We start from the raw sequence: 15,439 nt of genomic DNA, 5'->3' as shown, positions 1-15,439 counted from the left end.
CCGCGCCAAAAGATTTTGCCCCGCCGTTTGACGGGCGGGGCACAGATCAGGCGCGCATATTGCGGGCAGATTGTTTGATGGCCGCATATTGCCCGGCCGGGCGGTACTGCCAGAGATAATCCTCAAGCAGCGGCGCTGCGGCGCGGGGCGTAATCCCCAGATCGGCAAAACCTTTTGCGCCTGCCGAGACCACGTTATCTGCCGCAAGGAAGCGCTGCTGGTCGCGCGTAACGGTTTTATTGGCGATCAATCCGAAGGTGATCCCCTGAACGATATCCAGGATCGTTGCCGGGATCGCAAAAAAGAAGGACGGCAGCGGCAGGAAGACCCGCTTGCGTCCGATCACGGCACGCGCCTGCTCTGCCGCATCACGCAGGGTAACCACATCAGGACCACCCAGCTCATAGACGCCGGGGGCCGCCTGCCCCAGAACGGCGCGGGCAGCCGCATCGGCCACGTCATCCACATGCACCGGCTGCATCCGGGTCGAGGCCGCCATCAGCGGAACCAGCGGAGCCATACGGATCAGACCGCCCAGACGGTTGTAGAACTGATCTTCGATCCCGAAGATCACCGAAGGGCGCAGGATCACAGCCGACGGATAAGCCGCAAGCACCGCGGCCTCGCCCTCAGCTTTGCTGCGGGCATATTCGCTTTGCGACTGCGCATCCGCGCCGATCGCTGAGATATGGACCAGCGCAGGAACGCCTGCGGCAGCAGCCAGGCGCGCCACGCGCTCTGCCCCTTCGACATGCACGGCGTCGAATTTGTTTTTGCCAAGGCTGTTGAGAACGCCGACGCAGTTCACCACCGCATCTGCGCCCTGCATCGCGGCAGCGACGCTGGCCTCATCGCGGATGTTGCACAAAACCGGCTCAAGCTGGCCCACGGCACCATAGCCGCGCACGAAAAGCGCTTCATTCGGGCGCCGCACGGCCACGCGCACACGCCAGCCCTCTTTGGCCAGACGGCGCGCGATGTAACGCCCGACAAACCCCGAACCGCCGTAGATTGTGACGAGCTTCGACATCCGATTTCTCCTGACCACTTTTGCCCTCCTTTACCCCGTCCCCAGGGGTGCGGCAAGAAGTCCCGGCAGGAAAAGCGGGGCACAGGGAGATTTCACACAGGCCCGCTGAGAAAGCCGTCAGCCGCCGCCCAGACGGCCGGAGCCGGTTTCACGCGCAGCCTACGCGCGCGCGTGATCCTCATATCAGGGAAAAAGCCGGTATTTCAAAAACTTCCGCCAAAATGCAAAATTCCGCAAAAGCCGTGTTGACACCCCCCGGCGGCACAGCTAAATCCTGCCTCACCGAGACGGAGCCCAGATGGCGGAATTGGTAGACGCGCACGGTTCAGGTCCGTGTGCCGCAAGGCGTGAAGGTTCGAGTCCTTTTCTGGGCACCATCTCGGTGAAACAAAACACCCTCTCAGCACCGCTGAGAGGGTGTTTTGCATTTCAGACCCCCCGCAGGTTTCCCTCTCTTAAGTCTCTGAGTTCCCGGCAGAATTTGCGAAAAGAATTTTCAGAAATTTTCACTTTTCGTGATTTTCGCCATTGACCCTCCCCCGCCACACAGCTAAATCCTGCCTTACCGAGACGGAGCCCAGATGGCGGAATTGGTAGACGCGCACGGTTCAGGTCCGTGTGCCGCAAGGCGTGAAGGTTCGAGTCCTTTTCTGGGCACCATCTCGGTGAAACAAAACACCCTCTCAGCACCGCTGAGAGGGTGTTTTGCATTTCAGACCCCCCGCAGGTTTCCCTCTCTTAAGTCTCTGAGTTCCCGGCAGAATTTGCGAAAAGAATTTTCAGAAATTTTCACTTTTCGTGATTTTCGCCATTGACCCTCCCCCGCCACACAGCTAAATCCTGCCTTACCGAAACGGAGCCCAGATGGCGGAATTGGTAGACGCGCACGGTTCAGGTCCGTGTGCCGCAAGGCGTGAAGGTTCGAGTCCTTTTCTGGGCACCATTTCGGTGAAACAAAACACCCTCTCAGCACCGCTGAGAGGGTGTTTTGCATTTCAGGCCCTGCCTCTCTCCGTCTCAGTCCACCTTGAAGCGCCCCCCCGCCCTCACTAGGGTGAGCCCATCGAATACGGGGGCCCGGGAATGGCAAAAAAACGCAGCATTTTCGAAGATGTCGAAGGGACGCGCTCGCAAAGCGCGGGCACCGGCGGCGGCATGATCGAGCGCACGCCCAAGGGCGCGCGCGGCGCGATCCGGATCTGGCTCGGGGTGCTGTTCCTGCTGGTCTTTGCGATGATCGTCGTGGGCGGCGCCACGCGGCTGACCGGCTCGGGGCTGTCGATCACCGAATGGCGCCCGGTCACCGGGGCTCTGCCGCCGATGACTGCAGCCGACTGGGCGCTGGAGTTTGAGAAATACCGCGCCACGCCGCAGTATCAGCTGGCCAACCAGGGCATGAGCCTCTCGGACTTCCAGTTCATCTACTGGTGGGAATGGGGACACCGTCAGCTTGGCCGTCTGGTCGGTCTGATCTGGGCGCTTGGCTTTGCGTTTTTCTTCCTGACCAAACGCATTCCGACCGGCTGGACCGGGCGTCTGCTGTTCATCGGGGCGCTTGGCGGTCTGCAGGGGGCAATCGGCTGGTGGATGGTGGCTTCGGGTCTGACCGGTGAGATGATCCGCGTGGCCTCTTATCGCCTCGCCACCCATCTGGGTCTGGCCTTTGTGATCCTTGGCGTCATCGCCGGCTATATTTTCCTGCTGGGCCGCCCGGAAGCGGATCTGATGAAGGCGCGCCGCGGACGTGAGGTGAAGCTCTTTAAAATGTCGACCGGGTTGATGCATTTCGCTTTCCTGCAGATCCTGCTCGGAGCGCTGGTTGCGGGCATTGATGCGGGCCGCGCCTTCCCGACCTGGCCTTCGATGAACGGCGAGTTTTTCCCCTCGAACGCACTTTATGTGCCCGACGGCGGTGCCACCTGGCGGGCTTTCTTTGAAAATGAGGGTCTTGTTCAGTTCATGCACCGGATGTCGGGCTATCTGCTGATGATCTTTGGTGTGGTGGTCTGGCTGCGCGGGCGCAAATCGCCGCATCTGAACACGCGCCGCGCCTTTGACTGGGTGCTGGTCATGCTCTTCGGGCAGATGGTGCTGGGCATCGTCACCGTGCTGACCATGGCGCATCTGCACACCGCGCTGACCCATCAGATCGGGGCTGTGATCCTGTGGGTGCTGATCCTGCGCGCGCGCCATCTCGCGCAGTTCCCTCTCGCCGGCTCCATCGCAAAGGGCACCGCATGAGCACGACCGCCACGGCTGAACTCTTCGCCTTTCAGCGCGACACCGAAGCGCTTGGTCAGATCTCGGGCCGTCTGGGCTGGGATCAGGAAACCGTGATGCCCGCCGGCTCTGCCGATCAGCGGGCAGAGGAACTCTCGGCGCTGGAGGGCATTCTGCATGCCCGCCGCACCGATCCGCGGCTGAAAGACCTGCTGGATGCGGCAAGCCCCGCCAATGAGGCGGAGGCTGCGCAGATCCGCGAGATCCGCCACAGCTATGAACGCGCGGTGAAGCTGCCGGAAAGCCTTGCCCGCAGCCTTGCGGCGCTGAGCAGCCGGGCCCAGGGCATCTGGGCGGCGGCGCGGGCCGCCGATGATGTCAAAGCCTTTCTGCCGACGCTCTCTGAAATGATCCGGCTGAAGCGGGAAGAGGCCGCCTGCCTCGCTTCGGGCGGCGATCTTTATGATGCGCTGCTGGACGACTATGAGCCGGGCGCGAAAGCCGCGGATCTGGCGGCGATGTTCGACCGCATGCGCCCGCGCCTTGTCGCTTTGCGCGAGCGGGTCCTCGACCGCCCTGCCCCGGAGGCGCTGACAGGCCATTTCCCCGCTGAGATGCAGCTGCGCCTGTCCCGCGAGATAGCGGAGGCCTTTGGTTATGATTTCAACCGCGGCCGTCTGGATCTGGCGGTGCATCCCTTCTCCTCGGGTTCGGGCCAGGATGTGCGCATCACCACCCGCGTCGATGAAGGCGATCCGCTGAACTGCTTTTATTCCACCATCCATGAGACCGGCCACGGCGCTTATGAGCAGCAGGTGGCCCCCCGCTACACCCTGACAGCGATCGGCAAAGGCGCTTCCATGGGCGTCCATGAAAGCCAGAGCCGGATCTGCGAAAACCAGCTTGGACGCTCTGAAGCCTTCAGTGCCTGGCTCTACGCGCGGCTGTCGCGTGAAATGACGCTGAACATCGGCTCGGCCCGCGATCTGTACCGCGCCGTCAACCGCGTCACGCCGGGCTTCATCCGCACCGAGGCGGATGAGCTGCATTACAACCTGCATATCATGCTGCGCTTTGACCTTGAGCGCGCGCTGATCGCCGGGGACCTTGAAGTCGGAGATCTGGAAGCGGCCTGGAACGACCGCTTCGCGGCAGATTTCGGTGTCGCAGTGCCCAGAGCATCTCTGGGGATGCTGCAGGATGTGCACTGGTCCTGCGGGCTTTTTGGCTATTTCCCGACCTACAGCCTTGGCAATGTCTATGCGGGCTGCCTGCATCAGGCGCTGCGCCAGGATGTGCCGGATCTCGATGCCGCGCTTAGCCAGGGCAGCGCTGCCCCCGCCACTGCCTGGCTGCAGGAAAAACTGCGCCGCCATGGTGCACTGCGCAGCCCGGTTGAAACCATCCGCACGGCCTGTGGCTTTGCCCCGGATGAAGCACCGCTGCTGGCCTATCTCGAGGCCAAATTCTCGGATCTTTACGCATTGTGACCAACGAGATCAGCCTCCGGGACCGCCTTGCGCGCGGTCCCGCCGTCTGGGCGCTCGCCGCCAGCATGACGCTGATCTATAGCACGATTTATTATAACTATTCCGGATTGATCCTCTTCTGGCTGGAAGATCCGGGCTGGTCCAAGGTGTTACTCGCCGCCGGGCCAATGCTCGCCCAGCTGATTGCTGCGCTGATGGCGCCCTTTTGCGGGCGGCAGGTTGATCAGGGCCGCGGCCCCGAGATGCTTCTGTTCGGCCCTGTCCTGGGGGCAATCGCCCTCACCGCTCTGGCCTTCATTACCGAGCCCTGGCAGTGGATTGCCGTCTGGGCGGTGATCGGGGTGGCTCAGGCTTTGTGCTTTTATGAGGTGGGCTTTGCCTTCCTGATCCGCCGCCTTGGCCCGGCCGCCCGCGCGGCAATCATCCGGGTGACCCTGGTGGCGGGCTTTGCCTCGACCATCGCCTTTCCGACCTATGCCGCCCTTGGCAACGGCCCCGGCTGGCGGCTGGCCACGCTCTGGGCTGCGGCCCTGACGCTTTTGCTGGTGGTGCCGCTGAATGCCTATGCCACCCGCACCATCCGCCGTCACGCGCCGCCGCCCCTGCAAAGCGCTGCCGCCCCTGCCGGAGAGGCGTCAACAGCCCAAAGCAGCCGCCGCGCCATGATCCTGCTGATCCTTGTCTCGGCCAGCTGCAGCATGAACCACTGGATGATCGTCACCTATATCGTGCCGATCCTGGTGGCGAAGGGCTATAGCACCGCCCTTGCCGTGACCATGGGCGCCTGCCTTGGCCCGGCACAGGTACTCTCGCGGCTGGGGCTGATGTGGGCGGGCAACCGGATCAGCAATCCTCGTGGCGTGATGATCCTGCTGTGTCTGATGCTGCTGGCCTCTGCCGCGCTGGTCGCCGCCTCTGCGGGGCTGGTCTTTGCGGTGATCTATGTCGCCTGCCAGGGTGCGGCATTCGGCGCGATGACGATCCTGCGGCCCGGCCTGATCGCCGATGTGATGGGGCCCGAGAACTATGGCTCGAACGCGGGAAAGATCCTGATGCCCACGCTTTTCGCAGGCGCCATGGCCCCGATGATCGGTGCGATTATGCTGGAGAATATGGGGTTTGAAGCCCTGGCCCTCCTCAGCATTCTGTTGCTCTGCACGGCGCTTTTCTCGCTTCACCGCCTGAAGCTCTCAGCGCGGCAGGGGTAATCCCTGCCGCCTCCCCCCTTGTCTTTGCGCGCCGCGACCCCAAATGCGGTTGAGGCGCGGGCGTAAACCCGCTACAGCCCCCTCGCGCACGCCCGCGCACTTCTGACCCCTGTCGCCGGAAGGGCCCGCCATGCTTCCTACCCCCTGCTACCTGATCGACAAATCCCGGCTGCTGCCGAACATGGAAAAAATTGCCTGGCTGCGTGAGCAGTCCGGGGCAAAGTCGCTTCTGGCGCTGAAATGTTTTGCCACCTGGTCGGTCTTTGACTTCATGTCGCAATACATGGACGGCACCACCTCCTCCTCGCTTTATGAGGTGAAACTCGGCCGCGAGAAATTCCCGGGCGAAACCCACGCTTATTCCGTGGCCTATGCCGATGATGAAATCGATGAGGTTCTGGCCTCGTCGGATAAGATCATCTTCAACACCATTGGTCAGCTGACCCGCTTTGACGCGCAGTCGAAAAACCACACCCGTGGCCTGCGCGTGAACCCTGGTGTCTCGACCTCAGATTTTGACCTCGCCGATCCGGCGCGTCCCTTCTCGCGTCTGGGCGAGCATAACCCCGAAGACATCGCGAAGGTGATGGATCAGATCTCGGGCTTCATGTTCCACAACAACTGTGAGAACGCCGATTTTGATCGCTTTGACGCGATGCTCGGCCATATTGAGCAGCGCTTCGGCTTTCTGATCCGCGATATGAAGTGGATTTCGCTGGGTGGCGGCATTCACTTCACCGGCGAAGGCTATCCGCTGCAAAAGCTGGCAGACCGCCTGAAGCGCTTCTCGGATGAAAATCAGGTTCAGGTTTACCTGGAGCCGGGTGAAGCCGCGATCACCAAATCCGCAACCCTTGAGGTTTCGGTGCTCGACACGCTGCACAATGGCAAGAACCTGGCCATCGTCGACAGCTCGATCGAGGCGCATATGCTCGATCTGCTGATCTATCGCCAGTCCGCAAAGGTCGAACCCAATGCGGGCGAACATGAGTGGATGATCTGCGGTAAATCCTGCCTTGCGGGTGACATCTTCGGCGAATTCCGCTTTGATAAGCCGCTCAAAGCCGGTGACCGGCTGTCCATTCAGGATGCCGCCGGTTACACCATGGTGAAGAAAAACTGGTTCAACGGCGTTAAAATGCCTGCGATTGCTGTCAAAGAACTCGACGGCAGCGTGAAAGTTGAACGCTCTTTCGGCTACGACGAATTCGTCGCGGCCCTTTCGTAAGATCAACGAACCTCTGGAGGTGCATGGGTAGAATGAAACGGAACGTCCTTATCATCGGCGCCGGTGGCGTGGCTCAGGTCGTGGCCCATAAGGCTGCACAAAACAATGACGTCCTGGGCGACATTCACATTGCTTCGCGCACGGCCGCGAAGTGCGAACAGATCATCGCATCTGTGCGGGAAAAAGGCAGTCTGAAGGTGGACGGCGTTCTGAAGGCCCATGCCCTCGACGCCCGAGACAGTGCCAATGTCGTCGCTCTCATCCGCGAGACCGGCGCACAGATCGTCATCAACGTGGCGCAGGCTTTCGTGAACATGCCGATCCTCGATGCCTGCATCGAAGCCGGTGTGGCTTACATGGACACCGCGATTCACGAAGACCCGGCGAAGATCTGCGAGACCCCGCCGTGGTACGGCAACTACGAGTGGAAGCGCCGTGAAGCCGCCGCAAAAGCGGGCGTCACCGCGATCCTCGGCGTGGGCTTCGATCCGGGCGTGGTCAACGCCTATGCGAAACTCGCGATTGACGACTATGTCGCTGAGCCCGAGTCGATTGATATCATCGATATCAACGCCGGCTCGCATGGCCGCTGGTTCTCGACCAACTTCGACCCGGAAATCAACTTCCGTGAGTTCACCGGCACCGTCTACTCCTGGCAGAACCAGAAGTGGCAGGAAAACAAAATGTTTGAGGTCGGTCAGACCTGGGACATGCCGGTTGTGGGCGAGCAGAAGGCCTATCTGACCGGTCACGACGAGGTGCATTCGCTCTCGGCCAACTACCCCAAGGCGGATGTCCGCTTCTGGATGGGCTTTGGCGATCACTACATCAACGTCTTCACCGTGCTGAAAAACCTTGGTCTTCTGTCTGAGAAGCCGGTGAAAACGGCTGAAGGTCTGGAAGTGGTGCCGCTCAAGGTCGTTAAGGCCGTGCTGCCCGATCCGGCCTCGCTGGCGCCTGACTACACTGGCAAGACCTGCATCGCGACCCTGGTGAAGGGCAAAGACAAAGATGGCAAACCGGCTGAGGTGATGATCTACAACGTCGCCGATCATAAGGAAGCCTATCTGGAAGTCGGCAGCCAGGGCATCAGCTATACCGCAGGCGTGCCGCCGGTTGCCGCTGCCATGCTGGTTGCTGACGGCACCTGGGATGTGGGCGCGATGAAGAACGTTGAAGAGCTGGATCCCAAGCCCTTCCTCAACCTTCTGAACAAAATCGGCCTGCCGACCTCGATCCGCGACGCGAAGGGCGAACGTCCGCTCACCTTCTGAGTGAATGAGGCTTCGCAGCTTTGAAAAGTTGAACCGGGGAAGCCACACTTCCCCGGTTTTTCAGTTCCCCCTCCATTGCCCGGGCAGCGCATTTCATGTCAGGGTCAGACCGGACTCCGGGGAGATGTAGTGTGCGACGGTTCTGGCAAATTTCTGGTCTCGCGGCTCTGCCGCTGATGGTTGCAGCCCTTCCCGCCCATACGCTGGAGCCGGTGGAATTCGTGGTCTCCGGCGCGCCCGAAGCCCTGGCTGAAAGCATCCGCAGCACCTCTCTCACTCAGAGCGCATATACCGACAACCGCCGCGACGCGCAGGAGATTTTTGCCGCCGCCCGCTCAGATTACGCCCGCATTCTCGGCACGCTTTATGCCGAAGGCTATTATTCCGGCACCATCAACATTCTGATCGACGGTCGTGAGGCCTCGGGCATCGCGCCGCTGAATGCACCGAAAGCTATCAATAAGATCAGCATTCGTGTGACCCCCGGCCCCGCCTTCACCTTCGGCGCAGCAGAGGTCGCGCCCCTGCGCCCCGGCACCGAACTGCCGGAAGGTTTTGCGACCGGTGAGCCCGCACGCTCGGGTGTGATCCGTCAGGCGGCAGAAGCGGCGATCGATCACTGGCGCGACGGCGGCCATGCCAAGGCGCGCATCGCGGATGAGGCGGTGACCGCGAACCACAAAGACCGGCTGATCAACGCCCGTATCCGCCTCGATCAGGGGCCGGTTGTGACTTTCGGCAAACTGACGTTCCGCGGCCGCACCGCCATGCGTGAGGGTCGGCTTTACAAGATCGCCGGCCTGACCGAGGGCGAGCGCTACTCGCCCGAAGAACTCGCTAAGGCCGCAGACCGTCTGCGCCGCACCGGTGTCTTCCGCTCAGTCTCGCTGGTTGAGGCAGATACGCTTGGCCCCGGCAATACCCTCGATATCACCGCCACCGTCTCAGATATGCCGCGCCGCCGTCTGGGCTTCGGGGCAGAGCTGACTTCGACCGAAGGGGCTGCGCTGACCGCCTTCTGGATGCACCGCAACCTTCTGGGCGGGGCGGAGCGGCTGCGCATCGACGGCGAGATCAGCCGCATCGGCGCGAAAGACGCAGGCCCCGATTATAAACTCGGCCTCTCGCTGGAGCGGCCTGCGAGTTTCACCCCCGATACCACAGCGCGTCTGACGCTAGGAATTGAGCGGGTGCAGGACAGCGATGCCCGGATCGACAATTTCACCGGCGGCTTTGGCCTGTCGCATATCTTCTCAAGCAGCCTTACGGGCCGGGCCGATCTGAACTACGGCTATACCCGCACCGTCGACAGTCTGGGCGAGCGGCGCTACCGCAATATCTCGCTGCCGGTAGGGCTAACCTGGGATCGCCGCGACAATGCCTTTGACCCGAAAAAAGGCTTCTGGATTGATGCGACCGCCATGCCCTTCGCGGGTCTGGGAGCCACGGATTCGGGCCTGCGCGCCAAGATCGACGCCCGCGGCTATCGCGCCATCGGCGAGCGTGTGGTCCTGGCCGCTCGGCTTCAGGGCGGGATCATCGCGGGGGCTGATCTTCTGGACACCCCCTCAGACTACCTCTTCTGGTCGGGCGGGGGCGGCACGGTGCGCGGGCATGAATTCCGCTCGCTCGGCGTGGATCTGGGCAGCGGCGTTGAATCCGGCGGCACCCGCTTTGCCGCAGCCTCGCTTGAGCTGCGCACCCGAGTGACCGAGAAAATCGGTGTGGTCGCCTTTGCCGATTATGGCCATGTCTCTGACAAAGCCTTCTCGGCGGCCCCTCTCGACGACTGGCACGGCGGCGCGGGCCTGGGACTGCGCTATGCCACCCCCGTTGGTCCGCTGCGTCTTGATATTGCGGCCCCTGTCGGCGGACGCAAAGCCAAAGGCGCACAATTTTATCTTGGGATCGGGCAGGCTTTCTGATGCGCTATACCGCTGCTTTTCTGTTGTGCCTGACCCCGGCGGTCGCCTTTGCCCAGGAGGATGACCGCAGTTTTCTGACCGGGCTGCTGGAAGACAACCTCTCCGGCGCAGGCCGTGAGGTTCGGATTGAGGGGTTTCAAGGCGCGCTCTCGTCGCGGGCCCGGATGACCAGCCTGACCATTGCCGACGACGAGGGCGTCTGGCTGCGGCTCACGGATGTGCTTCTGGACTGGAACCGCTCGGCGCTTTTTGGCGGGCGGGTGTCGGTCAATGCGCTGACGGCGGCTGAGATCACTCTCGAACGGCTGCCCAACGCGGGCGAAGATCTGCCCAGCCCCGAGGCGGCCCCCTTCTCGCTGCCGGATCTGCCGGTCTCGGTCCAGATCGGCCAGATCACGGCAGAGAAGATCACCCTTGGCCCTACCGTTCTGGGCGAAGAGATCACCGCCCGTCTGGATGGCGGCGCCAACCTTGGCGACGGTGAGGGCAATGCTCGGCTGGAGTTAAAGCGCACCGATGGCACCGCCGGGGCGCTGGTCCTTGAGGGCGGCTTTGTGAACTCCTCGCGGGAACTGCGCCTCGATCTCTCGCTGCAGGAACCGCAGGGCGGTATCGCCGCCAGGATGATCGGCCTGCCGGGAGAGCCGGCCCTTGATCTCTCGATCAAGGGCCAGGGTCCTATTGAGAATTTCACCGCCAATGTCGCGCTGCGCTCTGACGGGCAGGAACGTGTGGCGGGCAGCGTGCGGCTCTCCTCTGAAAAGGAAGGCGCGAAGGGGTTTGATCTTGACCTGAAAGGCGATGTCACGCCGCTTTTCCTGCCGGATTACCATGACTTCTTCGGCCCCGATGTCTCGCTGAAGGCCGAGGGCAGCCAGTCGGTCACGGGTGCGCTGCGCCTGAACGAGCTGCGCATTGATGCCGCTGCACTGCGGCTCAGCGGCTCCGCCGATATTGCGCCCGATGGCATGCCCAATGCCTTTGATCTGAACCTTGACCTCTCTGCCGCTGACGGCGAGCCGGTGCGCCTGCCGCTCAGCGGTGATCCGGTTGAGGTCAGGGCCGCGAAGCTGCGGCTTGGTTTTGCCGGGGATCAGAGCAGCGATGCCTGGACCCTTACAGGCAGCCTGACCGGTCTGAGCACCCCTGCACTGACCGCCGATGTCTTCAGCCTTGAAGGCAAGGGCCGTATCGGTCGCGCCGCCGACCGCAGCCCGATGGCGGATGGGGCGCTGAGTTTTGACAGCGCCGGTCTGAAGATGACCGACGCCGGACTGGATCAGGCCCTGGGCGACAGGCTGATCGGACAGACCCGCTTTGACTGGCAGAGCGGTCAGCCTTTGCGCATCAGCGTCCTGAAGCTTGAGGGCGAGGATTACAGCGCCGAGGGCAGTTTTGACGTATCAACCGCCAGCGGTGAGCCCGAGATCACCGGCCGCATCGGCGCGGTTTTGCAGGATCTGGGCCGCATTTCGGTGCTGGCCGGTCGCGCCACGGCAGGCAAAGGCACGCTGTCCTGGTCTGGCAGCGTGAAGCCCCTCTCGGGTGCCTTTGACGGACAACTCAGCCTCGACGGCACGGATCTCAGCATCGGCATGGCGGAAGTCGACGGCTTGCTGCGCGGCCAGAGCCTCGTCTCGCTGGATGCGGCACGCGGGGGTGAGGGGACGCAGATCCGCGCCCTTGATCTGCGCGGCCAAAGCCTGCGGGTGCAGGGCCAGGGCTGGATCCGCTCTACCGGTCCGGATCTGACGGCGCGTCTGGATTTCACCGACCTCTCTGTGATGGGGGCCAGCTATGGCGGCAGCCTTTCGGCAGATGCCACGCTGAAGGGCAAAGCCCTCGACAATGACCTGAACCTGACCCTGAAAGGCAGCGGCAGTGATCTGAAGACCGGCATCGCTGAAGCCGACGGCTTTTTGCGCGGCGAGACCGCGCTTGATATCGACGCGCATCTGCTAGACGGAATTGTAACCCTGCGCCAGGCGGTACTGACGGGGCAGACCTGGGATGCGGGGATCAGCGGCTTTGCCGGGACCGAAAGCCGCGATCTGCGCGCGCGCTTTGCGCTTGAGGATCTGAGCCGCGCAGGCGGTCCCTATCGCGGGCGCCTGTCGGGCAATCTGACCTATGCCCTGACCAATGGCACCGAAACGGCCGCCATTGACGCTGAAGCCGGCGACATTGCGATCGGCCAGGCCGAGGCAGACCGGCTGCTGCGCGGCGTGACCCGTCTCTCCGCCGCCGGAAGCCGCACCGCAGGTGTGCTTCGCCTTGAAAAGCTGGATCTGCAGAACCCGCAACTCTCCGCCAGCGGCAATGCCCGTCAGGAGGGGGACCGCCGCCTGCTGGCTCTGCAGGCGCGGCTCAATGATCTGGGGCTTCTCGTCCAGGGCGTGCCCGGGGCTTTGACGCTGCAGGGCGATGTGACCGAGCAGGACGGGACACTCAACCTTGATATCCGCGCCCGCGGGCCGGGGGGCATCGATCTCTCGGTCGCCGGCATCTCAGGGCTGAACTTCGCCAATTCCGCTCTGCGCATCACCGGATCGGCGGATGCGGCGCTCGCCAATGCCTTTACGGGGGGCGTGGCCCTGCGCGGGCCTTTGCGGCTCGATCTGTCGCTGAACGGCGCTCCGGCGCTCTCTTCGCTTTCCGGCCGCGTCAGCCTGTCCGATGGCCGTCTGACCATCGCCAGCCCGGCGATGGGCTTTTCCGGCCTCAATGGCGGCGTGACCCTCTCAGGGGGCCGGGCCGAGGTGGCTCTCTCCGCCGCATCGGATGCCGGGGGCCGCGTCACTGTGAACGGGCCGATCACCCTGACGGCGCCCTTCCAGGGCAGTCTGGTTGTGACGCCCGAGCGTCTTGGCCTGCGCGATCCGCAGCTTTATGAGACCAAAGCCAGCGGGCGGGTGGAGATCAACGGCCCCCTCGCAGGTGGTGCAATGATCCAGGGCCGCATCCGCCTGGAAGAGACCGAGCTGCGCATCCCCTCCACCGGCCTCGGCGGATCGGCGGCCATTCCGGAACTGCGCCACGTCTATGAGCCGGCCGGCGTCCGCGCCACCCGCGCCCGGGCGGGCCTGTTGGGCGGTGCAGGCGGCACCGCGGGCGGAAGCTCAGGAGGGGGCGGGCCGGTTTACGGGCTGAGCCTCTTTGTTCTGGCGGAAAACCAGGTGTTTATCCGTGGCCGCGGCCTTGACGCAGAGCTTGGCGGCAGCTTCCGGATTTCCGGGACCACGGCGAATGTGGTGCCCTCAGGCGGACTTGAGCTGATCCGCGGGCGGCTGGACCTTCTGGGCAAGCGCTTCAACTTTGCCGAGGGCACGCTGCAGATGGAAGGCAGCATGGTGCCGCGCATCCGGCTGGTGGCGAACACCGACACCGTGGATGGCACGGCCAGCGTCATCATTGACGGCCCCGCCGATCAGCCCGAAATCACCTTCACCTCTTCGCCGGAGCTGCCGCAGGAAGAGGTCGTGGCGCGGCTGCTGTTCGGGCGTGGCCTGACCTCGCTGACCCCCCTGCAGGCGGCGCAGCTTGCCTCTGCGGTTGCGACGCTGAGCGGTAAGGGCGGCGCGGGGATCGTCGACAGCCTGCGCAGGAACTTCGGGCTCGATGATTTCGACGTCTCGGCCAGTGAAAACGGGGCGGCGGCTGTGCGGGCCGGTAAATACCTCAGCGAGAATATCTACGTCGATCTGAAGCTCGACAGCGACGGACAGAGCGAGGTGTCGATCAACCTTGATCTGTCAAAATCCGTCACCGTCCGCGGCCGGGCGACCGCCGATGGGAATACCGGCCTCGGCATCCACTATGAGCGCGATTACTGAGGCGGCTGAACAGCGGCTGCAGGGGCCTCAGCCTCTGCGGCCCGCTTGCGGCGATGCTCCTGCAACACAGCATTGACCGCAGCCCCCATCAGCACCGAATAGGCGCTGAGATAGAGCCACATCAGGAGCGCGATCACCGCACCGATAGAGCCGTAGACTTTGTTATAATTTGCAAAATTAGTCAGATAGAGCGTGAAGCCCTTCGAGGCCGCAAGCCACAGAAGCACCGCCACCAGTTGCCCCACAGAGAACAGCGAGGGCTTCGGCCAGTCCATATTCGGGCCGTAGCGGTAGACAATCCCAATGCCAATGACCGTGGCAATCGGCGCAATCGGCAGGCGGGCAAGCTGATACAGCAGTGGCTCAAAAGCCCCCAGCGGCGCGAATTCCAGAACCAGCGGGACCACGATCTCGGCCGCCACTGCGGTCAGAGCCGTCGCCACCAGCATCAGCGTCAGCACCAGGGCCACCAGTTGATGCCCCAGACCACCGCGATTGGGCAGACCGAAAGCGGCATTAATGCCCTGCACCAGGGCCGACACCCCTGCCCGCGCCGACCAGAGCGCGATGCAAAGGCTGAGAAACGTTGTCCAGCCAAGGGTATTGGTCGCTGCGGTCGCCACGCCCATCACCTGATCGTTCAGAATGGTGAAAGCCTCTCCCGGAAGGAAATCCGAGAGTTCTGACATGTAATCGGCAACAACGAGCGGATCAGAAAACAGCGCCCAGATGGCGACAACGGCGGCAATGGCGGGAAAGACCGCAAAAATGGCAAAGAAGGCGATGCCCGCCGCAATCAGACCGACATGGCGGTCCGACATCAACGTCCAGGCCTCATATGCGATGGTAACGGGTTTTCGCAGCGGCTTGGGCAAAAAGGCGGGCATTGAGCACTCCGGATATCAGGGCCGGCAGCAGGCCGGCCCCGAAGCTTATCCGGTCAGACTTAGCGTGTCGAACCCGTCGAGCCGGTTCCGCTGTCGCTGTCGTCATCACCATCCTCGTCATCCGGAAGCCCAGGCAGTGTACCACCGCCGGGAGGCTGCCCGGTACCTGCCCCTGGCTCTGATGCAGGTGGATCCGATCCGTTATTGCTGACAACCGTAGCCGCTACCGCAGCCACGACCAGTCCCGCCACAGTCACCGTGGTGCCAGCGGCGGCACCTGCCCCGAGAAGGCCGGGGTTCGGAAGGGCTGCGGGCGGAGGGGGTGCGGCCGGCACAGGCGGGGG

The 15,439-nt window shown here is 63.1% G+C and carries 9 protein-coding genes and 3 tRNA genes; 10 read left to right on the top strand and 2 right to left on the bottom strand.

Features of this window, described 5'->3' with window-relative positions; all coding sequences use genetic code 11:
• Positions 1-46 precede the first annotated feature (46 nt).
• Positions 47-1,030 carry a complex I NDUFA9 subunit family protein gene (locus EP867_RS04565; RefSeq protein WP_128487026.1) on the bottom strand — a complete coding sequence of 328 codons (984 nt, stop codon included), beginning with the start codon at positions 1,028-1,030 and terminating at the stop codon, positions 47-49.
• Positions 1,031-1,322: 292 nt separating this feature from the next.
• Here EP867_RS04565 and EP867_RS04560 point away from each other — a divergent pair.
• The 10 genes from EP867_RS04560 to EP867_RS04515 all read left to right on the top strand — a co-directional run bounded on the left by EP867_RS04560 (position 1,323) and on the right by EP867_RS04515 (position 14,208).
• Positions 1,323-1,407 (top strand) — tRNA-Leu (locus tag EP867_RS04560).
• Positions 1,408-1,605: 198 nt separating this feature from the next.
• Positions 1,606-1,690: transfer RNA gene (locus EP867_RS04555), tRNA-Leu, on the top strand.
• Between the two features lie 198 nt (positions 1,691-1,888).
• Positions 1,889-1,973 (top strand) — tRNA-Leu (locus EP867_RS04550).
• A 140-nt stretch (positions 1,974-2,113) separates the two neighbouring features.
• Positions 2,114-3,271 (top strand): heme A synthase, encoded by a 1,158-nt coding sequence (gene ctaA, locus EP867_RS04545; RefSeq protein ID WP_128487025.1) that lies wholly within the window; start codon positions 2,114-2,116, stop codon positions 3,269-3,271.
• On the top strand, positions 3,268-4,740 hold the full coding sequence (locus EP867_RS04540; protein WP_128487024.1) for a carboxypeptidase M32: 1,473 nt from the start codon (positions 3,268-3,270) through the stop codon (positions 4,738-4,740). Before ctaA ends, EP867_RS04540 begins: the two co-directional genes overlap by 4 nt.
• The gene (locus tag EP867_RS04535; protein WP_128487023.1) at positions 4,737-5,948 is read left to right on the top strand and encodes an MFS transporter; all 1,212 of its coding nucleotides are present in this window, start codon (positions 4,737-4,739) and stop codon (positions 5,946-5,948) included. Before EP867_RS04540 ends, EP867_RS04535 begins: the two co-directional genes overlap by 4 nt.
• Positions 5,949-6,078: 130 nt before the next feature.
• Entirely contained in the window at positions 6,079-7,176 is a 1,098-nt protein-coding gene (locus tag EP867_RS04530) for a carboxynorspermidine decarboxylase (RefSeq protein WP_128487022.1), read from the top strand.
• Positions 7,177-7,208: 32 nt separating this feature from the next.
• Positions 7,209-8,450, top strand: a complete 1,242-nt coding sequence (locus tag EP867_RS04525; RefSeq protein WP_128487021.1) for a saccharopine dehydrogenase family protein — start codon at positions 7,209-7,211, stop codon at positions 8,448-8,450.
• A gap of 131 nt (positions 8,451-8,581) precedes the next feature.
• Positions 8,582-10,375 carry an autotransporter assembly complex protein TamA gene (locus EP867_RS04520; RefSeq protein WP_241656809.1) on the top strand — a complete coding sequence of 598 codons (1,794 nt, stop codon included), beginning with the start codon at positions 8,582-8,584 and terminating at the stop codon, positions 10,373-10,375.
• Complete coding sequence (locus tag EP867_RS04515; RefSeq protein ID WP_128487019.1) at positions 10,375-14,208, top strand: translocation/assembly module TamB domain-containing protein; 3,834 nt, start codon at positions 10,375-10,377, stop codon at positions 14,206-14,208. Before EP867_RS04520 ends, EP867_RS04515 begins: the two co-directional genes overlap by 1 nt.
• Here the strand turns inward: EP867_RS04515 and EP867_RS04510 are convergent.
• Complete coding sequence (locus tag EP867_RS04510; protein WP_128487018.1) at positions 14,202-15,095, bottom strand: YihY/virulence factor BrkB family protein; 894 nt, start codon at positions 15,093-15,095, stop codon at positions 14,202-14,204. The two genes, EP867_RS04515 and EP867_RS04510, sit on opposite strands and share 7 nt — an antisense overlap.
• Positions 15,096-15,439: the final 344 nt, after the last annotated feature.

Origin of the sequence: Falsigemmobacter intermedius (assembly GCF_004054105.1) — a bacterium.
Taxonomy (GTDB): Bacteria; Pseudomonadota; Alphaproteobacteria; order Rhodobacterales; family Rhodobacteraceae; genus Wagnerdoeblera; species Wagnerdoeblera intermedia.
The sequence above is the reverse complement of the archived record's forward strand: the minus strand, read 5'-3'. Positions and strand labels throughout refer to the sequence as shown.

What these genes read in the sequence shown, in the direction of transcription:
- EP867_RS04565 (WP_128487026.1), bottom strand. Translation starts at nt 1,030, where the DNA reads ATGTCGAAGCTCGTCACAATCTACGGCGGTTCGGGGTTTGTCGGGCGT.
- ctaA (WP_128487025.1), top strand. Translation starts at nt 2,114, where the DNA reads ATGGCAAAAAAACGCAGCATTTTCGAAGATGTCGAAGGGACGCGCTCG.
- EP867_RS04540 (WP_128487024.1), top strand. Translation starts at nt 3,268, where the DNA reads ATGAGCACGACCGCCACGGCTGAACTCTTCGCCTTTCAGCGCGACACC.
- EP867_RS04530 (WP_128487022.1), top strand. Translation starts at nt 6,079, where the DNA reads ATGCTTCCTACCCCCTGCTACCTGATCGACAAATCCCGGCTGCTGCCG.
- EP867_RS04525 (WP_128487021.1), top strand. Translation starts at nt 7,209, where the DNA reads ATGAAACGGAACGTCCTTATCATCGGCGCCGGTGGCGTGGCTCAGGTC.
- EP867_RS04515 (WP_128487019.1), top strand. Translation starts at nt 10,375, where the DNA reads ATGCGCTATACCGCTGCTTTTCTGTTGTGCCTGACCCCGGCGGTCGCC.
- EP867_RS04510 (WP_128487018.1), bottom strand. Translation starts at nt 15,095, where the DNA reads ATGCCCGCCTTTTTGCCCAAGCCGCTGCGAAAACCCGTTACCATCGCA.